22 protein-coding genes are annotated in these 24,513 nt (G+C 64.8%); 9 read left to right on the forward strand and 13 right to left on the reverse strand.

Annotated elements, in window-relative coordinates; translation table 11 throughout:
• Positions 1-81: 81 nt before the first annotated feature.
• Both VKR55_RS08165 and VKR55_RS08170 read left to right on the forward strand, forming a co-directional pair.
• Entirely contained in the window at positions 82-1,518 is a 1,437-nt protein-coding gene (locus tag VKR55_RS08165) for a glutamine synthetase family protein (RefSeq protein ID WP_324401587.1), read from the forward strand.
• Between the two features lie 98 nt (positions 1,519-1,616).
• Positions 1,617-1,979: a hypothetical protein gene (locus VKR55_RS08170; RefSeq protein ID WP_324401589.1), complete on the forward strand. Its 363-nt coding sequence runs from the start codon at positions 1,617-1,619 to the stop codon at positions 1,977-1,979.
• A gap of 39 nt (positions 1,980-2,018) precedes the next feature.
• Here the strand turns inward: VKR55_RS08170 and VKR55_RS08175 are convergent, their stop codons facing one another.
• The 8 genes from VKR55_RS08175 to VKR55_RS08210 form a co-directional block, all read right to left on the reverse strand.
• On the reverse strand, positions 2,019-3,311 hold the full coding sequence (locus VKR55_RS08175; protein WP_324401591.1) for an NAD(P)/FAD-dependent oxidoreductase: 1,293 nt from the start codon (positions 3,309-3,311) through the stop codon (positions 2,019-2,021).
• A gap of 109 nt (positions 3,312-3,420) precedes the next feature.
• Positions 3,421-4,137, reverse strand: a complete 717-nt coding sequence (locus tag VKR55_RS08180; protein ID WP_324401593.1) for an ABC transporter ATP-binding protein — start codon at positions 4,135-4,137, stop codon at positions 3,421-3,423.
• Complete coding sequence (locus tag VKR55_RS08185; RefSeq protein ID WP_324401595.1) at positions 4,130-4,897, reverse strand: ABC transporter ATP-binding protein; 768 nt, start codon at positions 4,895-4,897, stop codon at positions 4,130-4,132. Before VKR55_RS08185 ends, VKR55_RS08180 begins: the two co-directional genes overlap by 8 nt.
• Entirely contained in the window at positions 4,890-5,837 is a 948-nt protein-coding gene (locus tag VKR55_RS08190; protein WP_324401597.1) for a branched-chain amino acid ABC transporter permease, read from the reverse strand. The genes VKR55_RS08185 and VKR55_RS08190 overlap by 8 nt, the downstream gene beginning before the upstream one ends.
• Positions 5,834-6,751 carry a branched-chain amino acid ABC transporter permease gene (locus VKR55_RS08195; RefSeq protein WP_324401600.1) on the reverse strand — a complete coding sequence of 306 codons (918 nt, stop codon included), beginning with the start codon at positions 6,749-6,751 and terminating at the stop codon, positions 5,834-5,836. Before VKR55_RS08195 ends, VKR55_RS08190 begins: the two co-directional genes overlap by 4 nt.
• A 213-nt stretch (positions 6,752-6,964) precedes the next feature.
• Complete coding sequence (locus VKR55_RS08200) at positions 6,965-8,152, reverse strand: ABC transporter substrate-binding protein (protein ID WP_324401601.1); 1,188 nt, start codon at positions 8,150-8,152, stop codon at positions 6,965-6,967.
• Between the two features lie 262 nt (positions 8,153-8,414).
• The gene (locus tag VKR55_RS08205; RefSeq protein ID WP_324401603.1) at positions 8,415-9,314 is read right to left on the reverse strand and encodes a sigma-70 family RNA polymerase sigma factor; all 900 of its coding nucleotides are present in this window, start codon (positions 9,312-9,314) and stop codon (positions 8,415-8,417) included.
• A 13-nt stretch (positions 9,315-9,327) separates the two neighbouring features.
• A complete protein-coding gene (locus VKR55_RS08210; RefSeq protein ID WP_324401605.1) occupies positions 9,328-9,681 on the reverse strand; it encodes a hypothetical protein in 354 nt (117 codons plus the stop codon).
• A gap of 169 nt (positions 9,682-9,850) precedes the next feature.
• Here VKR55_RS08210 and VKR55_RS08215 point away from each other — a divergent pair, with 169 nt between their 5' ends.
• From VKR55_RS08215 to atzF, 3 genes are all read left to right on the forward strand, one after another.
• On the forward strand, positions 9,851-11,254 hold the full coding sequence (locus VKR55_RS08215; protein WP_324401607.1) for a DHA2 family efflux MFS transporter permease subunit: 1,404 nt from the start codon (positions 9,851-9,853) through the stop codon (positions 11,252-11,254).
• Positions 11,255-11,367: 113 nt separating this feature from the next.
• On the forward strand, positions 11,368-12,639 hold the full coding sequence (locus VKR55_RS08220; protein WP_324401609.1) for an NAD(P)/FAD-dependent oxidoreductase: 1,272 nt from the start codon (positions 11,368-11,370) through the stop codon (positions 12,637-12,639).
• A 196-nt stretch (positions 12,640-12,835) separates the two neighbouring features.
• Positions 12,836-14,629, forward strand: coding sequence for an allophanate hydrolase (atzF, locus tag VKR55_RS08225; RefSeq protein WP_324401611.1), 1,794 nt, complete (start codon positions 12,836-12,838; stop codon positions 14,627-14,629).
• Positions 14,630-14,763: 134 nt separating this feature from the next.
• Here atzF and VKR55_RS08230 read toward each other — a convergent pair whose 3' ends face one another.
• The 5 genes from VKR55_RS08230 to VKR55_RS08250 form a co-directional block, all read right to left on the reverse strand.
• Positions 14,764-15,489 carry a GntR family transcriptional regulator gene (locus VKR55_RS08230; RefSeq protein WP_324401613.1) on the reverse strand — a complete coding sequence of 242 codons (726 nt, stop codon included), beginning with the start codon at positions 15,487-15,489 and terminating at the stop codon, positions 14,764-14,766.
• 6 nt (positions 15,490-15,495) lie between these two features.
• Positions 15,496-15,885 (reverse strand): oxalurate catabolism protein HpxZ, encoded by a 390-nt coding sequence (hpxZ, locus tag VKR55_RS08235; protein ID WP_324401615.1) that lies wholly within the window; start codon positions 15,883-15,885, stop codon positions 15,496-15,498.
• A complete protein-coding gene (locus VKR55_RS08240; protein ID WP_324401617.1) occupies positions 15,885-17,279 on the reverse strand; it encodes an AtzE family amidohydrolase in 1,395 nt (464 codons plus the stop codon). The genes hpxZ and VKR55_RS08240 overlap by 1 nt, the downstream gene beginning before the upstream one ends.
• A gap of 7 nt (positions 17,280-17,286) precedes the next feature.
• A complete protein-coding gene (locus tag VKR55_RS08245; RefSeq protein WP_324401619.1) occupies positions 17,287-17,469 on the reverse strand; it encodes a DUF4089 domain-containing protein in 183 nt (60 codons plus the stop codon).
• A gap of 209 nt (positions 17,470-17,678) precedes the next feature.
• Positions 17,679-18,656: an aminoglycoside phosphotransferase family protein gene (locus tag VKR55_RS08250; protein WP_324401621.1), complete on the reverse strand. Its 978-nt coding sequence runs from the start codon at positions 18,654-18,656 to the stop codon at positions 17,679-17,681.
• Positions 18,657-18,810: 154 nt separating this feature from the next.
• Between VKR55_RS08250 and VKR55_RS08255 the strand changes: the two genes are divergently transcribed.
• The 4 genes from VKR55_RS08255 (at position 18,811) to VKR55_RS08270 (ending at position 24,357) form a co-directional block, all read left to right on the forward strand.
• On the forward strand, positions 18,811-19,797 hold the full coding sequence (locus VKR55_RS08255) for a TRAP transporter substrate-binding protein (RefSeq protein WP_324401648.1): 987 nt from the start codon (positions 18,811-18,813) through the stop codon (positions 19,795-19,797).
• A 98-nt stretch (positions 19,798-19,895) separates the two neighbouring features.
• Positions 19,896-21,902: a sensor histidine kinase gene (locus VKR55_RS08260; RefSeq protein ID WP_324401650.1), complete on the forward strand. Its 2,007-nt coding sequence runs from the start codon at positions 19,896-19,898 to the stop codon at positions 21,900-21,902.
• A complete protein-coding gene (locus VKR55_RS08265; protein ID WP_324401623.1) occupies positions 21,872-23,614 on the forward strand; it encodes an ATP-binding response regulator in 1,743 nt (580 codons plus the stop codon). The genes VKR55_RS08260 and VKR55_RS08265 overlap by 31 nt, the downstream gene beginning before the upstream one ends.
• A complete protein-coding gene (locus tag VKR55_RS08270) occupies positions 23,611-24,357 on the forward strand; it encodes a response regulator (RefSeq protein ID WP_324401625.1) in 747 nt (248 codons plus the stop codon). Before VKR55_RS08265 ends, VKR55_RS08270 begins: the two co-directional genes overlap by 4 nt.
• The last annotated feature ends 156 nt before the right edge of the window (positions 24,358-24,513 follow it).

Below are 24,513 nucleotides of genomic sequence, written 5' to 3' on the forward strand. Positions count from 1 at the left end.
TCCGTAGTGCCTCCGCAGAGACATTTCTGGATTGCTTCGTCGCTTTGCTCCTCGCAGTGACGACGCATAAGGGGGTTCACCTTGAGTTTTGTCGAGCGTCATGGGCTCTGGTCGGCCGAGCAGAGGGAAGCGGCGAAGCGGCTTGCCGCGATTGCCGAGGAGAAGAAGCTCGAGACCATCCGCCTCGTCTTCGCCGACCAGCACGGCTTGCTGCGCGGCAAGACGCTGATCGCGGCAGACGCGGTTGCTTCGCTCGAAAACGGCTGCAGCATCACCACCACGATGCTCGCCAAGGACACCTCGCACAAGACGGTCTTTCCGGTGTTCACCGCGGGCGGCGGCTTCGGCATGAAGGAGATGGAAGGCGCCGCCGATTTTCTGATGGTGCCGGATCCGACGACGTTCCGGGTGCTGCCATGGTCGCCGACATCAGGCTGGGTGTTGTGCGACATCTATTTCGGCAATGGCAAGCCGGTGCCGTTCTCGACGCGGCAACTCCATCGCTCGGTGCTGAACAGGCTCGGCGCGCGCGGCTACGATTTCGTTGCGGGGCTGGAGGTCGAATTCCACCTCTTCAAGCTCGAAGACACGCACATGACGCCGGAGGATGCGGGCCAGCCGGGCACGCCCCCTTCGGTGAGCCTGCTCTCGCACGGCTATCAGTATCTGGCCGAGCAACGCTTCGACCAGATCGAGCCGGCGATCGACATCATCCGCCGCGACGTGCTTGCGCTGGGACTCCCCTTGCGCTCGGTCGAGGTCGAATTCGGTCCGAGCCAGTGCGAGTTCACCTTTGCGCCGAAGCAAGGCATCGAGCCCGCCGACAACATGGTGCTGTTCCGCTCGGCCGTGAAGCAGATCGCGCGCCGGCACGGCTATCACGCGACCTTCATGTGCCGGCCGAAGCTGGCGAACGTCTTTGCCTCCGGCTGGCACCTGCATCAGTCGCTGACCTCGCGCACGGACGGCAGGAACGCGTTCATGGCAACCGACGGCGACGAAATCCTGAGCCCGCTCGCGCGCAATTATCTCGCAGGCCTCCTGGCGCATGCGCGCGCCTCGACCGTGTTCACGACGCCAACCATCAACGGCTACAAGCGCTACCGCTCCTATTCGCTGGCGCCGGATCGCGCAATCTGGGGCCGCGACAACCGCGGCGTGATGATCCGCGTGCTTGGCGCGACCAACGATCCCGCGACAAGGCTCGAGAACCGGATCGGCGAGCCCGCCGCCAACCCCTATCTCTACATGGCCTCGCAAATCCTCTCCGGCCTCGACGGCATCGACCGCAAGCTCGATCCGCCGCTGTCGGCGGATACGCCCTATGAGACCAAGGCCGACCTGCTGCCGAAATCGCTACGGGAAGCGGTGTTCGCGCTGGGCGACGATCCCTTCTTCCGCAAGGAGCTCGGTGCTGATTTCGTGGACTATTACGTTCACATCAAGAACGCCGAGATCGAGCGCTTCCAGGCCGAGGTCTCCGACTGGGAGCAACGCGAATATTTCGAGATGTTTTGAGAGGTGAGCCGGCAAGCCGCCTTCCAGAGACGCAAAATAGTGTATGCTCCCGACACTGCATGACTGTTCCACGTCTTAAGGAACGCCGGAGTTTTCAAATGAAGAGACTTTATCCTGTTGCATTGGCCTTGGGCCTGATCACCGCGTTGCCGGCGAGCCTGCTGGCCCAGACACCTGCTGCCGGAAACAATACGCCGGCGCCGGCGGCCTCACCGGCACCTGAACCCGCCGCTTCGCCGGCGCCGGCGCCCGCCGCGACGCCGGCCCCTGCCGCTTCGCCCAGCGCCTCGGCGCCGCCGGCGGACAAGAGCGAGAAGACGGCGGCTTCGAAGAAGAAGTCGAGGCGGATGACCCGGCGGCAGGAGATCCGGCATTCGATCGACACCGGCACGGTGCCTTCGCGCTATCGCAAGTATGTGCCGAAGGAATATCAGGGGGATATTCCGTTCGAGAGGCGGTAACGCCGGCGGCGTGGGCGGGTCAGGGTCTTCACCGCCCGCTCATGCCAGGCCGCCGTCCTGCATGCGATACCAGGCGATGATGCCGGCCATATAGGCGCGGTGCAGCGCGTGGAACGGTAGCGCTTTCATCGGCACCAGCGGCAGCGGCAAGGCGTCTGTGTTGCCGGTCGCGACATACTCCGCCATCGCGCGGCCCATTGCCGATTGCAGGCCGACGCCGCGGCCCATGCAGCCGATGTCGACCAAGAGGCCCGGCTCCGGCTCGTGCAGATGCGGCAGGAAATCGCGGGTCAGCGTCACCCGCCCGCACCAGCGAAATTCGATCGGGATGTCCTTGAGCTGCGGAAACAGCTTTGTCGCGATGCGCTCGAGATGATCCCAGTCCTGCGGCCCGTTCGGCTCGCGGAACGGCCCGCGCCCGCCCATGATGAAGCGGTTGGTGTGATCCCTGCGGAAATAGAACAGGAGCTGGCGAGTGTCCGAGGTGACGTGCCATTCCGGCAGAATCGAGCGGGCAATGTTGTCCGACAGCGGTATGGTCGCGACCTGAAACGAATTCGGCGCGATCACGGTGGTGCGCAGTGTCGGCACCAGCTCGCCGGTATAGCCGTTGGTGCAGACCACGGCGCGGTCGGCGGTGACGCTTGCGCCGCATAACGCCGTCGCAACCCATTTGCCGCCAGCGCGCTCAAGTTTTGAGACCGGGCTCTCGCCGTGGATGGCGGCGCCCGCCGCCATCGCAACGCGAGCCAGCTCGCGCGCATAGGCCAAAGGCTGGACCGCGCCGCCGCGCGGATCGACCCAGCCGCCGAGATATTTGTCGGTGCCGATCAGATGGCCTGTATCCTGCGCGCTCAATTCTCGGGCGCCATCGACGCCGCGGCTGGCCCACTGCGCCGCGCGCTTCTTGACGATGTCGAGGCCCGCTTCCGTATGCGCGCCCTGGATCCAGCCCTTGCGCTGCAGCGGCACATTCATGGTGTGCTTCTCGATCAGGTCGAACACGGTATCCGCCGAGCCGCCGACGAAGTCGACCAGCTTCCTGCCGCGCTCCGGGCCGAACATCTCTTCCAGCTCGTCCGGATCGTATTTCAGTCCGGGGATGACCTGGCCGCCATTGCGGCCCGAACCGCCCCAGCCGGGCTCATGTGCCTCCAGCACCACCACGCGTGTGCCGCGTTCGGCGAGATGCAGCGCCGTCGACATTCCCGCATAACCCGCACCGACCACGACGACGTCGGCCGCAATGTTGCCCTCGAGCGGCGGCGTGACCGGCGCGGGTGGCGCCGTTGCGGCCCACAGCGAAGGCTCCAGCGGAAACGGTTCAGCCATCATACGGCTCCATCACGAGTCGCGGAATTCCGGGCTGACCCCCTCGCCAACCCTGCCCCAGGCTCGTCATGCTCGGCACAAGGCCGGACATGATGAAAAAGCAACGAGCTCAAATCCCCAAATAGCGGTGCTGCAGATCGGGATCGGCCGTCAGCTCGGTGGAGGTGCCGCTCCAGACCGTGCGGCCGCGCTCAATGACAAAATGGCGGTCGCAGATTCGGGTGAGGTGCTCGACGTTCTTGTCGATCACCAGGATCGATTGCCCGCGTCCCTTCAGCATCGACAGGCAATCCCATATCTCCTGACGGATCAGCGGCGCCAGCCCCTCGGTCGCCTCATCCAGGATCAGGAGCTTCGGATTGGTCATCAGCGCGCGGCCGATCGCGAGCATCTGCTGCTCGCCGCCGGAGAGCTGGTTGCCCATGTTGCCGCCGCGCTCGGCAAGCCGCGGAAACAGTGCGTGGATCTTGTCGAGCGTCCAGGGATCGGCGGCATCGAGACGATTGGCCGACGCCGCGACGAGATTTTCGCGAACGGTAAGGTTCGGAAAAATCTGCCGCCCCTCCGGCACCAGACCGATGCCAAGCTTGGCGATGCGGTACGACGGCAGCTCGCGCATCTCCGCGCCCGCAAACCGGATGGTGCCGGCGCGGGCGCGGGTCAGCCCCATGATGGAACGGATGGTCGTGGTCTTGCCCATGCCGTTGCGCCCCATCAGCGAGACCATCTCGCCCGCAGCGATCGAGAGCGACAGGCCGAACAGCACCTGGCTCAGGCCGTAGCAGGTCTCGATGCCGTCAACTTCGAGCAGGGTCGCGTCAGGCATGGCGCACCACCACATGCTGATCGCCGAGATAGGCGCGCTTGACCTCTTCGTTCTGGCGGATTTCCGATGGCGCGCCCGAAGCGATGACGCGGCCATAGACCAAAACCGAGATGCGGTCAGCGAGCGCGAACACCGCTTCCATGTCGTGCTCGACCAGCACGATGGTCACTTCTTTGCGCAGCTCCCGCAGCAATGTCACCATGCGCGCGGATTCGGTGACGCCGAGCCCGGCCATCGGCTCGTCCAGCAACAGAAGCTGCGGCCTGGTCGCGAGCGCGACCGCAAGCTCAAGCTCGCGCTGCTCGCCATGACTGAGCCTCGACACCAGCACGTGAGCACGTTCGGCGAGGCCGACGCGCTGCAGCGCGGCCAACGCCTGATCGCGCAGCCCTCTCTCCTTCCGCGCATCGCCGAGGAATCGGAAGGAGTGGCCGTCATGCGCTTGAGCCGCGAGCGCGACATTATCGGCCGCGGTGAAATCGAGCAGCAGCGACGTGACCTGGAACGAGCGCGCAAGGCCGAGCGCGCTGCGGCGCCAGGCCGGCAAATGCGTGATGTCGCGCCCGGCGAGCGAGATGCTGCCCGAATCCGGCGCAAGATGTCCGGTCAACTGACTGATCAGCGTGGTCTTGCCGGCGCCATTCGGGCCGATGATGGCATGCAGCTCGCCCTGCGCAACGTCGAGCGACACACGATCGGTCGCGGTGATACCGCCGAAGCGGCGCACCAGGTCCTTGACGCATAGCAAGGGCTCAGCCACGGGAAAACCTCCCGAGCAGACCCATGATGCCGCCGCGGCCGAACAGCACGATGAGCAAGAGCAGCGGCCCCATGATCAGCGCCCAATATTCCGTGACCTGCGACAGCAATTCTTCCAGCACGAGATAGACCACCGCCCCGATCACCGGTCCGAACAGCGAGCCCATCCCGCCGAGAATCACCATCACCATGAGATCGCCGGAGCGGGTCCAGTACATCACGGCGGGGCTGACGAAGTCGGTGTTGTTGGCGAGCAGCGCGCCGGCCAGTCCGCACAAGGTGCCAGCGATGACGAAGCAGACGAGCTTGTAGCGCTTGGCCGGGAAGCCGATCGCCTGCATGCGCTGCTCGTTGGAGCGCAGGCCCTGCACGACGAGGCCGAAGCGCGAATTGACGATGCGCCAGATCAGCAAAACCACGCCAAGCAAGCAGGCGAGGCAGAGATAATAGAACTGCACGCGGTCGGAGAGATTGATGAGGCCCGCGAAATCGCTGCGGTTGTAGATGGTGAGCCCATCATCGCCGCCGTAGCGCGCGAGCCCCGAGGCGACGTAATAAGCCATCTGCGCAAAGGCGAGCGTGATCATGATGAAATAGACGCCGCGGGTGCGAAGCGACAGCGCGCCGATGACGAGCGCGAACAGCGCGGAGGCCGCGAGCGCGACCGGAAACTGCAGGAAGCCGGAGCCAAAGCCCTCCTGCGCCAGAATGCCGACGGCATAGCCGCCGATGCCGAGATAGGCGGCATGGCCGAAGCTCATCATGCCGCCGTAGCCCATGATCAGATTGAGGCTCGCGGCCGCCAGCGCCAGGATCACGATGCGGGTGAACAACGTCAGCACGAAGATATTGCCGGTGAGCTGCGAATAGAGCGGCAGCAGCACCAGCCCGGCCACCACGAGCGCCGCGGCGGCGCTTGGGACGTTGAGCGTGGTCTTCATCGGTTTCCGGCCGGAAACAGCCCCTCCGGCCGCAATACCAGCACGATCGCCATCAGCAGGTAGATCATCATCGACGAGAGCGCCGGCGCCGCTGTCGATGCCGCCGCGCCGCTCAGCACCTGGCGCAACAGATCGGGCAGGAAGGCGCGGCCGAGCGTGTCGATCAGGCCGACAAAGATCGCGGCAAGGAACGCACCGCGGATCGAGCCGATGCCGCCGATCACGATCACGACGAACGCGAGAATCAGGATATTCTCGCCCATGCCGATCTGCACCGTGAGAATCGGCGCCTGCATCAACCCGGCAAGGCCGGCGAGCGCCGCACCGAGGCCGAACACCAGCGTGTAGAGCAGCTTGATGTTGATGCCGAGCGCGCCGATCATCTCGCGGTTCGATGCGCCGGCGCGGATCAGCATGCCGATGCGGGTGCGCATCACGCCGAGATAGAGCAACAATGCGACGGCGAGAGCGACCGTAATGATCGCAAGGCGATAGGCCGGATAATAGATGCCCGGAAAGATCTGCACCGGCACGGTGAGCCAGGACGGCAGCGGCAGCGCGAGTCCTGCCGGCCCCCAGATCAGCCGCACGGCCTCATTGAAGAACAGGATCAGGCCGAAGGTCGCGAGCACATGGTCGAGGTGGTCGCGGCCATAGAGATGGCGCAGCGCCACAAATTCCAGCACGATGCCGAGCACCAGCGTCGCGCCGAGCGCCAGCACGGCGCCGAGGACAAAGCTGCCGGTCCAGGCGACGAAGGTCGCGGCGAAGTAGGCACCCATCATGTAAAACGAGCCATGGGCCAGGTTGACGAGGTCCATGATGCCGAACACCAGCGTCAATCCCGCCGCCAGCAGGAACAAGAGCAGCCCGAACTGCAATCCGTTCAAAACCTGTTCGACGAGGAGGAGCATGAGCGATCTAAGGCAACTCTACAGCATATTTGATTGAATCGGCCATCCACGGCCTCGCTTCACCTCTCCCGCTTGCGGGGGAGGTCGCATCGCATCGAAAGATGCGATGCGGGTGGCGGAAGCTCTCTCCACTCGAACGGTCTGACTCGCGGAAGCACCCCCACCCCAGCCCTCCCCCGCAAGCGGGAGAGGGGGCGCAGCCTCAATCCGGGCTCACTTCATCTTACATTTGTCGTGGAAGCGGTCCTGGTCGTCTTTCACGATGGTGGCGACCGTCTTCAGCGAGAGCTGGCCGTCGGCATCCTTGACCACGTCCTGCAGGTAGAAATTCTGGATCGGAATGTGGTTGTTGCCGTATTTGAACGCGCCGCGCAGCGACTTGAAGTCGGCCTTCTCCATCGCGGCTTTCATGGCCGCCTTCTTCGAGGTGTCGCCTTTCACCGCGACCACGGCGCTGTTGATGAGCTGCGCCGCGTCATAGGCCTGCGCGCCGTAAAAGCTCGGGCGCTGCCCGGTATATTTCTTGCGGTAGTCCGCAACGAACTTCTTGTTCTGTTCGTTGGGCAGGTCGTTGACCCATTCCTGCGCGCCGGGAACGCCCAGTGCATTGTCCTTCTGCAGCGGCAGCGTCGTTTCGTCGATGGTGAAGGCGGTATAGAGCGGCATCTTGTCCTTGAGGCCGGCCTGCACATACTGGTTCAGGAACTGCACGCCGGATGCGCCTGGATAGAACACGAAGATCGATTCCGCGCCCGAGTTGCGCGCCTTGGTGAGCTCGGCCGAGAAGTCGAGCTGGCTCGGCCACACCGTATATTCCTCGCCCACGACCTTGCCCTTGAACGTGCTCTTGACGCCCGCGAGCATGTCCTTGCCGGCGGCATAGTTCGGGCCGATCAGAAACACCGACTTCACGCCCTTCTGGTTCATGTAGAGGCCCATGGCCTCCGGCGTCTGGTCGTTCTGCCAGGAGGTCGAGAACACATAGGGCGAGCACAATTCACCCGCGAGCTGCGACGGGCCGGCGTTGGCCGTGATCAGGAAGGTCTTGGAGTCGACCGCGGTCTTGAGCGAAGCCAAAAGCACGTTCGACCAGATGTAGCCGACGAGGAAGTCGACGTGGTCGGACTGCACCAGCTTCTCGGTCTTCTGCTTGCCGACATCCGGCTTGAACTGGTCGTCCTCATAGATCACCTCGACCGGCTTGCCGGCCATTTTGCGGCCGAGATGATCGAGCGCGAGCTCGAAGGAGTTGCGCATGTCGTTGCCGATCACAGCGGTGGGGCCGCTGAAGGTCGAGATAAAGCCGATCTTGATGGTGTCGCCCGCCATTGCAGAGCTTGAATGGGCAACGCCCGCCAGCGAGAGCGCGATGGCGCCCGCGAGCCAATAAGCCTTCTTCATTGTGGTTTCCCCTCCTCGTTACCTTGACACGTCCAGCCGGAGCGATCGCCTGTTGCAGGCTGTTTTGTGCGCGAGATCGCCGATGGCCAGCAAGCCGGAAGCCGGACTTGAGCCCTAGAACCTTCGGCTCAAGGCCAGCCCACCTGCCGCCAAGCTGCACCATAATTCGTGGCTGCCCGATAAAGCAAGAAATATAGTGCCGGTTATCGGGTGACGTTTATCGCAGCCGCCGGGGGTTGGGCCATTGGCCCCCCATCACCGATCAGGCCATGGAAGCCCGGCGGTATTCGAGGCCATCGACCACGTAGGGCGCGTGGCGGAAATCGCGAATGGAGGCAACCTTGCCCGCGCTCCAATCGAGCAGCACAAAGTATTTTGGCGGCCCATCCGGCTCGTTCGGATCTAACACCAGGATCGCCGGGCGATCCTCGACCGAGCCCGGCACCAGAAGCCAGTCGCTGATCTCGGAATAGCGGCCGAAATAGCGCGACACTTCGGCCTTGCCGCTCATCCGGGTCCGGCTGACGAGTTCGAGCCGCACATCGTCGGCGAGCATGGCGCGGATTTGATCGAAGTCGCGCGCGTTGAACGAGGTGACATAGGCGGAAAGCCGCGCCTGATCGGCTTCCGACAGCGCAGGGTGTGGCGCATCGTCGCCCTGCTCTGCCAGCTTGCGAAGCTGCGTGCGGCCGCGATGCAGCGCCGCCTTCGTGGCGGCCAGCGAATAGCCCATGATGTCGCAGACCTCCTGCAGCGAGCAGCCCAGCACGTCCATCAGGATCACGCTGGCCCGCTGCGCGACCGGCAATTGCATGAAGGTGCGCAGGCTTGCGCTCGCGATCTGGCGGCTTGCGATGGCGTCCAACTCGTCAGCGATCATCTCCACCTCCTCGGCTGATCGGAGCGCGTCCTGCCTCACGCGGCGGCGCAGGAAATCCAGAGCCGTGTTGTGCACGATCCGGAACAGCCAGCCTTCCGGATTCTGGATGGCGCCGGCCGAGGGGCGCGCCTCGACCGCCTTGATCAAGGCATCCTGCAGCACGTCCTCGCCGTCGATGACCGAGCCCACCATGCGCGCACAGTAGCGATGCAGCTTGGGCCGCATCGCCACCAGCAGGGGCTCGAGATCGTCGGTGGCCGACAGAGTTGGGACCGGCGTCATGTCACCTCAAGGCTCAAGCCGTCTTCTTGATCTTTTCGGGCGCCGGCATCCACGCTCCCGCATCATGTCCGAGCATGCGGTAATTGCCGACTATGGTGGCTTCGCGGACCAGCGGCGGCTCGGCGCAGCGATCGCGGATGCCGCTCTGGAAAGCCTGAAATGCGGTGAGCTTGGGAATGGGGGTGCTCCCGTCTTCCGTATCGGCCTCGACAAGATGGATGAAGGTGTCGTCATCGAGCCGCAGCGTAAGATAGCGGACGCCGTCGGGCGCTGCAGCCTTTAGTTCGGCGAACACCGCCGACACCAGCTCGGCATTGCGGTCCGACGCTTCGGGTTTGGTCTTGTAGCGGATCAAGGTGCGCCTCATCGGTTTTCTCCGTTGGTTTCAAGGGTCTCGCCCGCCAAGACGTTCGGCGCGGGCACAAGGATTCGCCGGAAATAAAAAAATTTGGGCCGAATCCTCGTCTCCCCTCACTTCGTCTCAGCGCACAGGAGCGCGGACCTCCGCGCTTTCATCCGAAGCGGAGACAAGAACCATGCTGGAAATCAATGATTCCAAGGCAAAGAACTGGGTGCTCGGCGTCACCTCGCTCGCCTCTTTCATGATGGCGCTGGATGCCATGGTCATCACCACGGCCTTTGCCACCATTCGCGCCGAGTTCGGCGCTTCCGTCGAGACGCTGCAATGGACGGTCAACGCCTTCAACCTGACCTTTGCGGTGCTGCTGCTCTCGGGCGCCGCGCTCGGCGACCGGTTTGGACGGCGAAAGATGTTCGGCGCAGGGATAGCGCTGTTTGTCGCTTCCTCGGCCGCCTGCGCGCTGGCGCCAGGCGCGGGATGGCTGATCGCAAGTCGCGCCGTACAGGGCGCAGGCGCCGCGCTGGTCATGCCGCTCGCGATGGCGATCCTGAGCGGCGCCTTTGCAAAGGAAGAACGCGCCCGCGCGCTCGGCATCTTCTCCGGCGTCACCGGTTGCGCGCTGATCGTCGGCCCCGCGGTCGGCGGTTTCCTCACCGCAACCCTGGGCTGGCGCTTCATCTTCTGGATCAATGTGCCGATCGGCATCATCCTGATTGTGCTCGTCGCGGCGCGCCTCTCGGAAAGCTTTGGTCCGCAGGCAAAGCTCGACATCGCAGGCCTGTCACTGGTCGCCGCCAGCGCGCTCGCGCTGGTGTGGGGCCTGATCCGGGGCAATCAGATGGGCTGGTCGAGCATCGAGGTCATCGGCGCGCTGGCGCTTGGCGTGGTCTTCGCGCTCGGCTTTGTCGGCTGGGAGCGGCGTGCCTCGACGCCGATGATCCCGATGCGGCTGTTCGCCTCGCGTCCGTTCGCGGCCGGTGTCGCCTCGAGCGTCCTGTTCTATGCCGCGATGTACGGCGTGTTGTTCCTGCTGCCGCAATTCCTGCAGGTAACGCTCGGCTTCGGCCCGTTTGGCGCCGGCCTGCGCCTGCTGCCGTGGACCTCCACGCTGTTCCTGACCGCGCCGATTGCGGGCAGCGTGGTGCAGAAGTTCGGCGAGCGGCGGCTGGTCGCGACCGGCTTGTTGATGCAGGCGGCGGGACTCGGCTGGATCGCGTTCAACGTGACGGCGGGCGCAGGCTACGCTGCCATGGTCGTGCCACTCATCGTCGCCGGTGTCGGCGTCTCGATGGCGATGCCGGCGGCGCAGAACGCGATTCTGAGCTCGGTTGCGGTCACCGAGATGGGCAAGGCGTCGGGCGTCTTCAACATGGGCCGATTCCTCGGCGGCATGTTCGGCATTGCGCTCATGGTCGCCGTCTTCTCTACCCGCGGCGCGGTCGACACGCCCTTGCATTTCAGCGCCGGCTTTGCCGCGGCGATCATGGTGGCGGCGACGCTGTCGCTCCTTGCCGCAATTGCGGGCAGCTTCCTGCCGGCGCGCCGTGTCGTTGCACAGCTCAAGCCGCAGCAAGCTTGAAGTCGATAGGCGTTGGCTATGGGACGATAGGCGGGAACCGTCTATCGTCCCGTTTCGTTTGCGCCTACATAATCGCTATCTGAAGCGATCTGATCCGCAGGGGAACAAAGCCCATGAACACGGCGGCCAAACCCCATCGCGTGGTGATCGTCGGCGCCGGTTTCGGCGGGCTGGAGACGACTTATCGCCTGGCCGGTGCGCCGGTCGAGATCACGCTGATCGATCGCCGCAACCATCACCTGTTCCAGCCACTGCTCTACCAGGTCGCAACCGCCTCGCTCGCCACCAGCGAGATCGCCTGGCCGATCCGCTATCTCCTGCGCGACCGGAAGGAGGTGACGACGTTGTTTGCCAACGTCAGCGGCGTCGACGCGGCGGAAAAGCGCGTGCTGCTCGAGGATGGCGGCAGCATCCCCTATGACACGCTCGTGCTCGCGACCGGCGCACGCCACGCTTATTTCGGCCATGACGAATGGGAGCCGTTCGCGCCGGGGCTGAAGACGCTGGAGGACGCCACGACGGTCCGGCGGCGCATCCTGGTCGCCTTCGAGCGCGCCGAACGCGAGACCGATCCGGAGCGTCGCGCGGCGTTGCTTACTTTCGTCATCATCGGCGCCGGGCCGACCGGCGTCGAGCTCGCCGGCACCATCGCCGATCTCGCCAACGACACGCTGCCGCGCGACTTCCGCCACATCGATACGCGCAAGGCGCGCGTGGTGCTGATCGAAGCGGGACAACGCGTGCTCGCGGGCTTTCCCGACGATCTCTCGGCCTATGCGCTTAGCTCGCTACGGAGCCTCGGCGTCGAGGTGATGTTTGGCGAGCCGGTCACCGAATGCGCCGCCGACGGCGTGGTCTATGGCGGCAAGAAGCTGGAGGCGCGGACCATCATTTGGGCGGCCGGCGTGCGCGCCTCGCGCGCCGCCGAGTGGCTGAACGCACCGGCCGACCGCGCCTATCGTCTGCAGGTCGGGCCTGATCTCACCGTGCCCGGCCATCCCGACATCTTCGCCGTCGGCGACACCATCATCATCAACGGTCCCGACGGCAATCCCGTGCCCGGCATCGCGCCCGCCGCCAAACAGGAAGGGCGCTATGTGGCGGAGACCATCAAAGCCCGCCTCAGCGGCGGCAAACTGCCGCCGTTCCACTACAAGCACGCCGGCAGCCTCGCGCAGATCGGCAAGCGTCTTGCGGTGATCGATTTCGGCTGGATCAAGCTGCGCGGCGCGATCGCGTGGTGGATCTGGGGCATCGCCCACATCTATTTCCTGATTGGCCTGCGCAACCGCCTCAGCGTGGCGCTGAGCTGGCTCTGGATCCACGCCCGCGACCAGCGCGCCTCACGGCTGATTACGCAGGGCAGCAGCAAGGTTGCGAGCTGAGACTGCCTATCAATTGAGCAGAGCATGATAATGCGAGCGGCGGTCAATCCCCGCAATCGCGAATCAAATCATTGACATAAAATGGCTATTTTGATGTGCCCGTGACCGCGGCGATTGTACACAATGGCATGTCGCTTGCTTCGACGAAGCGGAATTTGGCCGACTGCGATGGCGGCAAAGACAGGGAGTTTTTTCCGTGACGGAAACCGTTGCCGCGATCATCGCCGCGCATCGCTCGGGCAGGCTGTCGCCGACTGAGACGGTGATCCGCTGCTATCAGCGCATCCGCGACCACAACGATCCGGCCGTATTCATCAGCCTGCGCGAGGAGAGCGATGCGCTGGCCGAAGCCGAAACGCTGACGGCGAAGGACCCGGCCAAGCTTCCGCTCTACGGCGTGCCGGTCGCCGTGAAGGACAACATCGACGCGCTCGGATTTCAAACCACCGCCGCTTGCCCGGCCTTCGCCTACCGGCCTTCGTACGATGCGACGGCGGTCGCAAAACTGCGCGCGGCCGGCGCCATCATCATCGGCAAGACCAATCTCGACCAGTTCGCGACGGGCCTTGTCGGCGTGCGCTCGCCCTACGGGATTCCCGGCAACCCGATGCGGAGCGACCTCATTCCCGGCGGCTCGAGCTCGGGCTCGGCGGTTGCGGTGTCCGCAGGACTGGTGCCACTCGCGCTCGGCACTGACACGGCTGGCAGCGGCCGTGTGCCGGCGATGCTCAACAACATCGTTGGCCTCAAGCCGAGCCTGGGCATGATCTCGACCGCTGGCGTGGTGCCCGCCTGCCGCACGCTCGACTGCGTCTCGGTATTCGCGCTCACCGTCGACGACGCCGTGACCGCGCTCGCGGCCGTGGCGGGGCCGGATCCCGCCGATCCGTTCTCGCGCGACCGGCCGCTGCAGGAGATCACGCCGTTTCGCTCAAAACTCCGGCTCGGCGTGCCGCGCCAGGGGCAGTTGATCTTCTTCGGCGACAAGGCTTCGGAAGCGGCCTACGGCGAAGCGTTGAAGCGCTGGAGCGCGCTCGGCGCCGATCTCGTCGAATTCGACATGGAGCCGTTCTACGAGACGGCGCGTTTGCTCTACCAGGGGCCCTGGGTTGCCGAGCGTTACCTCGTGATCCGCGACCTGCTGGCGTCCGCACCCGACGCGATCCATCCGGTGACGCGCGAGATCACCGCAACCGGCAGCCGGCTGACCGCGGCCGACACGTTTGCGGCGCTCTATCGCCTGCAAAGCCTGCGCAAGATCGCCGAGCGCGCCTTCACAAATATGGACGCGATGATGCTGCCGACCGCGCCGACGGTCTATTCGACCAAGCAGGTACTGGCTAATCCGATCGAGCTCAACAGCCGGCTCGGCACCTACACCAATTTCGTCAACCTGCTCGACCTTTGCGCGCTGGCGCTGCCGGCATCGATCCGCGCCGACGATATCCCCTTCGGCATCACGCTGATTGCGCCAGCGGGGCGCGACGCGGTGGTGGCGAGCATCGGCCGCGTTTTCCATGCCGACACCAAATTGAAAGTCGGCGCCAGGAGCGTGTCGCAGCCGCCGCTCGCTCCCCTCCCGGCAAGCACAGGCGGGGATATCGCGATCGCGGTGGTCGGCGCGCATCTGTCGGGCATGGCGCTGAACGGCGAGCTCGGGACACTCGGCGGCAGGCTGGAGGAAGCCGCCGTCACCGCGCCGGACTATCGGCTCTACGCGCTGCCGACCGTGCCGCCGAAGCCGGGCCTGCTGCGGGTCGAGCCCGGCAAGGGCACCTCGATCGAATTGGAAATCTGGACACTGTCGCCAGCCGCGTTCGGCGCGTTTGTCGCCGCGATCCCGCCGCCGCTCTCGATCGGCACGATCCGTCTGTCCGATGGTCGCAGCGTCAAGGGCTTCATCGTCGAAGCTGCCGGCATCGAAGGCGCGCGCGATATTTCGTCGTACGGCGGCTGGCGGGCGTATATGGCTGAGAAGGCGGCGGTGTAACCACAGTCGTCATTCCGGGGCGCGACGCAGTCGCGAGCCCGGAATCCATAAACACGGGCCGGGGTTATGGATTTCGGGTCTGGCCCTTCGGGCCATCCCGGAATGACGACGTCGATAGAGTAGCGGGCTGCGCCCTACACCGACACCGCGTAAACCTCGTACTCGTCTCGCACCAGTTCGATATGCGCGCGCATCGCGGCCGCCGCCCCCGCCTTGTCGCCGCGCATGATCGCGACCACGACGCGGTCGTGCTCGGCCTGCGACTTGGCGAGACGGCCGAGGTTGCGGAATTGGGCGCGGCGGAACGGCTGCACCCGCACGCGGGTCGCCAGCGTCATCTCGGCGATATAGGCGTTCTGCGAGCCGGCATAGATGGTGTTGTGGAAGCGCTCATTGACCGCGTGGAAACGGTCGGGATTGCCGGCATGACTCAGGAGGCGCAACTCCTCGTGCACGGCTTCGAGTTGATGCCGCTCGATCGGCGTCATCCGCTCGGCTGCGAGGCCCGCGCAAAGCGCCTCCAGCTCGGCCATTGCCTCGAACATGCCGTTCAGCCGCTCGAGCGAAGGCTGCGCCACCACGGCGCCGCGATGCGGGCGTGCCTCGACAAGGCCGGACGCGACGAGCTGGCGCAGCGCCTCGCGCACCGGCGTACGCGATACGGAAAAGCGGCGTGCGATGTCGGTCTCATCGAGCGGTGAGCCCGGCGGCAGCCCACCGCGCACGATTTCGTCGGCGAGCTGCAGGCGAAGCTCCTCGGCGCGCGTGATCTTGACCACCGACGGCGAGGCGCGGTCGATGCGGCGGATCACCGCCTCGGTGGGACGCCTTCTGTCGGCAGGGAGATCGTCGAGGCTCATGCGGCGCTAACCTTTCGGCTCGTCGATGATGCTGACATGGGCCGCGACGATTCGCCAACCCTCCGCAAAGCGGACCCAGGTCTGCATCTGCCGTCCGACCTTGCCGGGCATATGATCGCGATAGAACAGGGTCGACGCCACCGCGGTGTCGCGGCCATAGGTGGTGATCACGGTGCGCGCGGTTCTACGCATCAGCCCTATCGGTGAGCGCGCCGCGCGAAACGAGGCGATCTCGCTGGAGCCGTAGAGGTTCTCGCCGATGCCATAGCGCAGTGTGCGGGAATCGTTGTGGAAGAGTTCATCGAGCACCGCAATCTCGTTCGAGATCAGTGCCCGCTCATAGCGTTGAAATTGCGCTGTCACCTCGGCCAGCACGTCGGGCAGGTCGATGTCCATCACAATCCCCTTGGCGAAAGTGTCGCGACCGCACCCATGCGCTCCAGTGCATAGGCGGCGCGCAGCGCGATATCCTCGCGCCAGGGCGGCGCAATGAGTTGCACGCCGATCGGCATCGGCTCGAGCGGTACGGGAACGGCGACCACCGGCAAGCCGACAAAGGAGATCGGCTGCGTGTGAATGCCGATATTGGCGCGCACCGGCATCTCGACGCCGTCCAGCACAAAATTCACCTGACCAAGCTTTGGCGCGACGCAGGGCGTCGCCGCCGCGATCAGCAAATCCACCGATTTGAAGATCTCGAGCAGTTTTGTCCGATACCAGCGGCGAAATTTCTGCGCACGATCGACAAGGGTGGCCGGCACCATCGCGCCCGCGATCAAGCGGTCACGCACGGCGGGATCGAAATCGTTGGGCCGCTTGCGCAAGCGGTCAAGATGCAGCGAAGCGCCCTCGGTGGTGGTGATGACATAAGCCGCGGCGCGGGCGCGCTCGGCCTCCGGGATGTCGATCACGCGAGCGGCGCCGAGCGCTTTGGCAACGCGGGCGACAGCCTCCACCGCTTCCGGGAAGAGATTCGTCTGAAACCAGCCGCCCGCGAGCGCGATGCGCAGGCCACCGATGTTTTCCGCAAGCAGCGGCGCGGTGGGCTCGACCGCGCGCGCGGTGCAGGCGGCGTCGTCCGCGTCCGGCCCCTGCATCGTGTCATAGGCGAGCGCCAGGTCGCGCACGCTGCGCGCAAAGGGCCCGACGTGATCGAGGCTCGCGACAAAGGGGAACGAACGCGCGCGCGACAGCCGGCCGTAAGTCGGCTTCAATCCGAAAATGCCGCAGAACGACGCCGGCACGCGAATCGAGCCGTTCGTGTCCGAGCCCAGTGCGACCGGCACCAGCGCGCCGCCGACGGCGCTGCCGGAGCCGCCCGACGAGCCGCCGGTCATCCGCGTCGGGTCGTGCGGATTGCGCGAAGGGCCGTCATGCACGTTCTCGCCGGTGAAATCATAGGCGTATTCGCCCATGTTGAGCGCGCCGACCAGCACCGCACCTGCTCTTTCCAACCGCTCGATCAGTGTCGCGTCGCGTGACGCCGGCGGCAAATCGCGGTTGATCTTCGAGCCGGCGCGCGTCGAAATCCCCTTCACGTCGAACAGGTTCTTCACGGCAAAGGGCACGCCGGCGAGCGGGCCGGCATTCTTGCCGGCTTCGATCGCCGCATCGACTTCGCGCGCCTTGGCGCGAGCGCGATCAGCGGTGACGTCGGTGAAGGCATTGAGGACGGGATCGTGCTGCACGATCCTCGCCAGTGTGGCCTCGATGACTTCCGATGCCGATAGCCTGCCGGAACTCACGGCCTTGGCGATTTCCGAAGCCGATGTCGGCGTGGACGTGGCCATGGCGGCGTCAGGCCCTGAAGACACTGGCCGGCTCGGTTTCGTCCGGCAGCGGGAACTCGTCGACGAGCTTCGCCATCCGCAGCGATACTTCGAGATTGGCGCGCACCGCGCTCCGCCAGGAATCCTCGATCGTGAGGTTCAGGGCTTTCGCGACCGAGGCGATGTAATCGTCGAGACTGTCCGCCGCCATTTCGCTCCCGTCGCCCTCCGTCCGCTTATCGGTGCATTTTGCTGTTGGAGCTGTGTTCGCAAGCTTCGTGCCAAGCCCCCGGTAAAGCCCGAGACCGGCCTAAGCCACTGCCTGGCTTCCTGAAACCGGATCGTTGCTGGCTTCGGCGCGAAAGTCGCACATTGCATACAAAGCGGCAACCCTGCCCATTATAAGGGCAGATCGGATACTCAATCCGGCCAGATCAGCTCCTGGAGCTGGATGAGATCATCGGCCTTCGACTGCCAGTCCTCGATGCAGATGTGTCGCACGGGATCGCTCGCCCGGTGCAACAACATCAACGCCATCAAGCGGCGCTTGAGCGCGAAGTCGATTTCCGCGCGCGAATAGCCATAGCCCTCGAGCAGGCTCTTGACGCGGCCCGGCCGGCCCGCGGCCATGAAGGCGCTCGGGCCGAGCAGGTCATAGTCGCAAAAGCCGGTCATGACGTCCCCGAAATCGATCAGGCCGGCGAGACGCCATTTGCCGCCATCACAGCGCAGCAGAAAATTCTCCGGGATATATTCGCCGGACAGGATCACCGGCGGCGCATCCATCGGGATAAGCCGCGCCGCGTCGGACAAGAGCTGGTCCAGCCCGTCGAGGAATTTTGGCGCGAGGCCAAGGCGTTCATGCCGCGCCCGGCAACCCGCAATCTGCGCCCGCATGAACACATCCCAGCGCGGCTCGATATCGCGTAACGGACCTGGCGGCACGCGCTGCACATCAGCGATCGTAGCGCCGATCTCCGCCAGCACGCGCTCCTTCTCTGCTTCCGCTAAAGCCGGCCATGCCTCCGAGCCCAGCACGCCCACAAGGCGGGTGATGGCAAGATAGGCCCATCCATCGCGCTCGCCGTCCGCTACGATCTCGGGAATCGGGAGACTGAGCTGCCCGCAAAGCAGCGACAGCGAAGCGCGCTCGGATACAAATTGCGGACGCAGCATCGGCGGAAAGATCTTCAGGATGAGCCGCTCATCCAGCGCGACGACAATATTCGTGCCGGTCGCAAACACATGGGAGACGTTGTCAGGCAGGCTGTGGCTGCGCGCGATGTCGCGCGCGACCGGCAGCCAGCGCGACGTGTCACCGCGCCAGGTGCGAAACGCTTCGAAATCGCCAAGATGTGGCAGCGACGGCACAGTCGCCGGTGACGCGGGGCTATTCATGAATCAGGATCGCACCCATCTTAACCGCGGAGGCGGCGCCATTGACGACCAATCCGGCGTCCGCACAATAGCGGCATTCGGCACCACCTGCAAAAACGCCATTGAACCTTTTCAGTCGGCTTGAGACTCCATCACCAAGGGGAAAAAGTTGTCTGTGTACCGCGCCGACCTTCCGCGGACCTTGGCCCTCGTTGTCGCACTGTTCCTGACGGTGACCGCAACGAGCGTGTTCGCGCGTGAATTCCGTGCCGCCGATACCCAGAGCAAAGATTATCCGACGGTCCAGGCGCTCTGCTACATGGGCCAGCTGATCGAGGCACGCAGCGGCGGCCGGCTCAAAATCCGCGTTTTTCATTCGCGCCAGCTCGGCGAGGAAAAGGAGACCATCGAGCAGACCCGCGTCGGCGCGATCGATCTCAACCGCACCAATGTAGCGCCGATCGGCGCGTTCGTGCCGTCAATGAACGTGCTCGCGATGCCATTCCTGTTCCGCTCCGTCGACCATCTGCAGAAGGTGCTCGACGGCTCTATCGGCAACGAAATCCTGGGCGGCTTCGAGCCCTACGGGTTCGTCGGGCTCGCCTTCTATGATTCGGGCGCGCGGTCGATCTATAATAATGTCCGCCCGGTGCGCACCCTTGCCGACCTCAAGGGCCTGCGCATCCGCGTGCAGCAATCCGGGCTGATGTCTGACATGATCCGCTCGCTCGGCGCAGAGCCGGTCGAATTGCCCTACGGCCAGGTCCTCACCGGGCTTGCCACCAGGCTGATCGACGGCGCCGAAAACAACTGGCCCTCCTTCATCACGACTGATCACTACAAATATGCGGGCTTCTATACGCTGACCGAGCACACCATGGGCCCGGAAGTGCTGGTGATGTCGCTGAAGGCCTGGCAGAGCCTTTCCCCGGACGACCAGAACCTGTTCCGCGAGGCGGCGCGGGAATCGAGCCGTTTCATGCGCGAGAAATGGCGCGACCTCGAGGATCGCTCGCGCCAGCAGGCGGAAGCCGCCGGCGTCACCATCATCAGGGATTTCGACCGCAAGCCGTTCGAGGCGGCGATGACCGGACTTTATGAAAAGGTGGAGCGCGATCCCGCCGCGGCCCGGTTGATCGAACGCATCCGCCAGGTGGAGTGAAGCGCGTCTTGTCGTCCACGCCCACCAGCGCAGCGGCGGAACGGCAGGCGAACCTCGTCGCGCGCGGCCGCGTCCGCATCGTCGGCCTCCTCCGCGCGGTGCCGATCCGCTGGCGCATCCTGTCGATCGCCGCGCTCAATTCGGCTGTCGTGATCGTGCTGGCCGCGCTGATCTGGAACGGCGCCAACGTGCTGGGATCGGCCCGCGACGACGTGCGGCAGGTGCGCAAGTCCGACGAGATCCTGGCACTGCTCGAAAGCCAGACCAGCCGCCTGCAGGACCTGATCCATCGCTATATCAACCAGCCGAGCCCCGAGCTCTTTGCCGAGATTCTGCACCTGCGCGAGGCGGTGCTGGGCACGCTGACGACGCGCGCCTCCGCCGATCCGATGCTCTCGGGATCGGTCGACGAGCTCGAGCACGTCACCGGCCGTTTCCTCGACGGCTTTGGCGAATTGCGAACGGTGCAGGCGACCATCACCAAGACCTATGAAGAGCAGGTGCTGGCGCCGGCCAAGGACATGGCCGGGCTCTACTCCATCATCGAGGGTGCGACCGGCCATCGCGACGCCCTGATCTGGCCTTCGCTCGGCAAATCCCGCGAAGCCTTCACGGCGATGCTTGTCGCCATCAACGCCTATCACCTTTCGCTGGAGACGGCCTCGGCGGAGGAGGCACGGCGTAACGCCGACACGATCGAGAAGACGATTCCGGTCATGTCCGACCTCGCCGAAAACGACCTGCAGCGCATGGCATTGGCCCGCCTGAAGGAGCGGACGGTGGCGTTGCGGCAGGGAATGGACAAGCTATCCGAGGAGCTTGCCAATCGCGGCGATATCCTGCGCAACACGATCGACGCCACGCAAGCGGAGGCGATCGGCGCGATCGACGATCTCTCGTCGAAAATGCGCGAGCGCGAGCAGAAGGCGCAGGAGACCTTCGACCGGACGCTGGCGGATATCTCGCGCCGGGTGCTCTCCATCGCCGTGATCTTTCTCGGCATCATCCTGTCGGCGGGAGTCCTGATCGCGCTCTCCATCCGCCTGCCGCTGCAGCAGATCATGACGGCGATGCGCGCCATCATGCTCGGCGATTACGACCGCGAGGTGCTGGGCACGACGGCGCGCGACGAGGTCGGCGCCATGGCGCGCGCGGTCGAGGTGTTTCGCCAGAACGCCATCGCCAAGCGTCGCACCGAGGACGAATTGCGCTCGTCCAAGGAGAAGGCCGAAAGCGCGCTGCTCGAGCTCAATGCCGCCCAGCAGAACCTGATCGATGCCGAGCGGCTCGCCGCCCTCGGCGGTCTTGTTGCCGGCGTCGCGCACGAGGTCAACAACCCGATCGGCATCAGCCTTACCGTTGCCTCCAGCTTCGCCCGCCGGACCGAGATGTTCGAAGCGGAGCTGAAGTCGGGCGGCGGCTTGCGCCGCTCGCAGCTCGAGGAGTTCGTGCGCTCTTCGCGCGACGCGGCCGAGCAATTGGTCGCCAACCTGCATCGCGCGGGCGAGCTGATCCAGTCCTTCAAGCAGGTCGCGGTCGACCGCTCGCATGCCGATCGCCGGCAGTTCTCCCTTGGAGAGGCGACCGACCAGATCATCGCGAGCCTGCGGCCCGTGCTCAAGCGAGCGCCGATTGCGCTCACCCTCGACGTACCCGAGGGCCTCATCATCGACGGCTATCCGGGCTCCTACGGCCAGATCCTGACCAACCTGTTCCTCAACGCGGTTAACCATGCCTTCGTCGACGGCCGATCGGGCACGATCTCGATCTCGGCACGCGCCCGCGGCCACGAGGATATCGAGATCAACTTCGTCGACGACGGCGCCGGCATGACGCCGGACGTGCAGCGACAGGCGTTCGACCCGTTCTTTACCACCCGGCGCAACGAGGGCGGTACGGGACTCGGTCTCCACATTGTCTATAATCTGGTAACCCAGCAGCTCGGCGGCCGGATGATGCTGGAGTCAAGGGTGGGACAAGGCACCACTTTTCGCATTATCATGCCCCGGGTCGCCAAGGGGATCGCCGAGGGCGGCTCCGATACCTCAGAGAATTTAGCGGACGGAAATACGCAATGGCCGAACAGGACGATGTCCTCCACCTGATCGATGACACCGGAACCGCGCCGGACGACTCGTCTGTTCGCAAGTGGAAGATCGCCGTCATCGACGACGACCGCGCTGTGCACGAAGGCACCCGCTTTGCGCTCTCCGACTACAGCCTGAACGGCCAGGGGCTCGAAATCCTCTCGGCCTATTCGGCAGCCGAGGGCCGCGAGCTGATGCGCGCGCACAAGGATATTGCCGCCGTGCTGCTCGACGTCATCATGGAGACCGACGTCGCCGGCCTCGACCTCGTCGAATATATCCGCAACGAAGTCCGGAACGAGACCGTTCGCATCATCCTGCGCACCGGCCAGCCCGGCCAGGCGCCGGAGCGGCGCGTCATCGTCCAGTACGACATCAACGATTACAAGGCGAAGACCGAGCTCACTGCCGACAAGCTGTTCACCTCGCTGACCGCGGCGCTGCGCAGCTACCAGCAGCTCGAGCGCATGGTGCAGACGCGGCGCGGGCTCGAGATCATCATCGACGCGGCCTCTACGCTCTACGACTTCAAGTCGATGCAGCGCCTCGCCGAGGGCGTGCTGACCCAGCTCGCCTCGCTGCTCAATGTCGATTGCGCCGGCATCCTGGTGCTACGCGACGACAACAAGGGCGACGAGCTTTCGGTGCTGGCAGGCTCCGGCTGTTACAGCCGCTTCATCGGCGCTGCCAGCTCGAAATCGCTCGATCCGGATTTGCGCACGATGGTGGAAGCCGCCTTCAAGCGCCGCAAGCACGAATTCGTCGATCACCGCACCGTGCTCTATGTCCGCACCGGAAGCGGCCGCGAGGTCGTCGTGCTGTTGCAGGCCGAGCGGCAATTGTCCGAAACCGACCGCTCGCTGGTGGAGATCTTCGGCAGCCGGCTCTCGATTGCCTTCGACAACGTCATTCTTTACCAGCAGCTTCACGAGGCCAACACCCAGCTCGAAGACCGCGTCGCCCAGCGCACCCGTGCGCTGATGCAGGCCAACCGCCGGCTGTCTGCGCAATGGCTCCGCCTGCAGCGCGCCAACGGCTTCAAGAACGAGATTCTGGGCACGGTCGCCCATGACCTCAAAAATCCGCTCGGCGTCATCCTCGGCCGTACCGAGATGCTGACCGAGCTGATCTCGACCGCGGCCTCGAAGGAGAGCGTCACGTCCCAGATCGATCACATCCGCGATGCCACAAAGCGGCTGACGACGATGGTCGATCATTTGATCTCGGATGCGATGGCGGACGCCTTTGACATCACCATCCGCCGCGAGCCGGTCGACATCGCAGCCCTCGTGAACGAAGTCGCGGAAGCGAATCAGCCGCTCGCCGTCAACAAGCAGCAGACGATTACGGTGTCGGCGCCGCCGAACATCGTGACCATGTGCGACACCGACCGCATCCGCGAGGCGATCGACAACCTCGTCTCCAACGCCGTCAAATACAGCCCGATCGGCGGCAAGATTTCGGTGACCGTCAGTCATGAGGACGACAACACCATCATCCGGGTCGCCGACCAGGGCGCTGGGCTGTCGCCGGAAGATCTCGGCCGCCTGTTCGGCCGCTTCCAGCGGCTCTCGGCCAAGCCGACCGCGGGCGAAAGCTCGACCGGACTCGGGCTCTCCATCGTCAAGCGTATCATCGACATGCATGGCGGTGAGGTGACCGCTACAAGCGCCGGCCCCAACAAGGGCTCCACCTTCACCATCGTGCTGCCAGCGACCGAAATGTCATGAGCCAGAGCCAACACATCTTCATCGTCGATGACGAGGCGCCCGCCCGGGAGATGGTCGGCGATTACCTCAAGATGCACGGCTTCACCGTGACGCTGTGCGACGGAGGAAAAAGCCTCCGTGGCGCCATCGAAGCCGGTAGCGCCCCCGATCTTGTCGTGCTCGACCTCAACATGCCCGAAGAAGACGGGCTTTCCATCATCCGCGACCTCAAGAGCCGCACCAACGTCCCTGTGATCATGCTGACCGCGACGGCAAGCCCGATCGACCGGGTGGTCGGGCTCGAGCTCGGCGCGGACGATTACATCGCAAAGCCCTGCGAGCTGCGCGAATTGATGGCCCGCATCCGCTCGGTGCTCCGGCGAAGCGGGCCAGCCAAGGCGGCGCCGGCCACAACCGAAGCCGCCGGCGCCAAGGGTGCCAAGGACAATTTGGTCCGGTTCGGCACCAAATGGCTCGATCTGGAGGCCCAAGCGCTGCGCGACGACGACGGCAACGAGCACCCGCTGACCGCATCCGAATTCGGCCTGTTGAAGGTGTTCGCCGCCAACCCGAAACGGGTGCTGTCGCGCGAACGGCTGCTCGAGCTTGCCAACGCCCGCGATAGCGAGGCTTTCGACCGGGCCGTCGACCTCAGGATCATGCGGATTCGCCGGAAGATCGAGCCGGATCCGACCAAGCCGGCTGTGATCCGCACCATCCGCGGCGGCGGCTACCTGTTCTCGCCGCCCGGGGACAAGGCGTAGAGGCGGATTTCGCCAGCCCGTGGGGCCGTCGGGCCTCCTTGTTGCCTCCAGCCGCCATTCGGGATTGCCGTTACGGCTGGGGCCTTTCCCCACGCTGAAATCCGGACATTTTCCGCATATTGAAAATATTCACAATTTTGCCTCGACTGTTTCGTC

This window comes from Bradyrhizobium sp., from assembly GCF_035309285.1.
GTDB lineage: Bacteria > Pseudomonadota > Alphaproteobacteria > Rhizobiales > Xanthobacteraceae > Bradyrhizobium.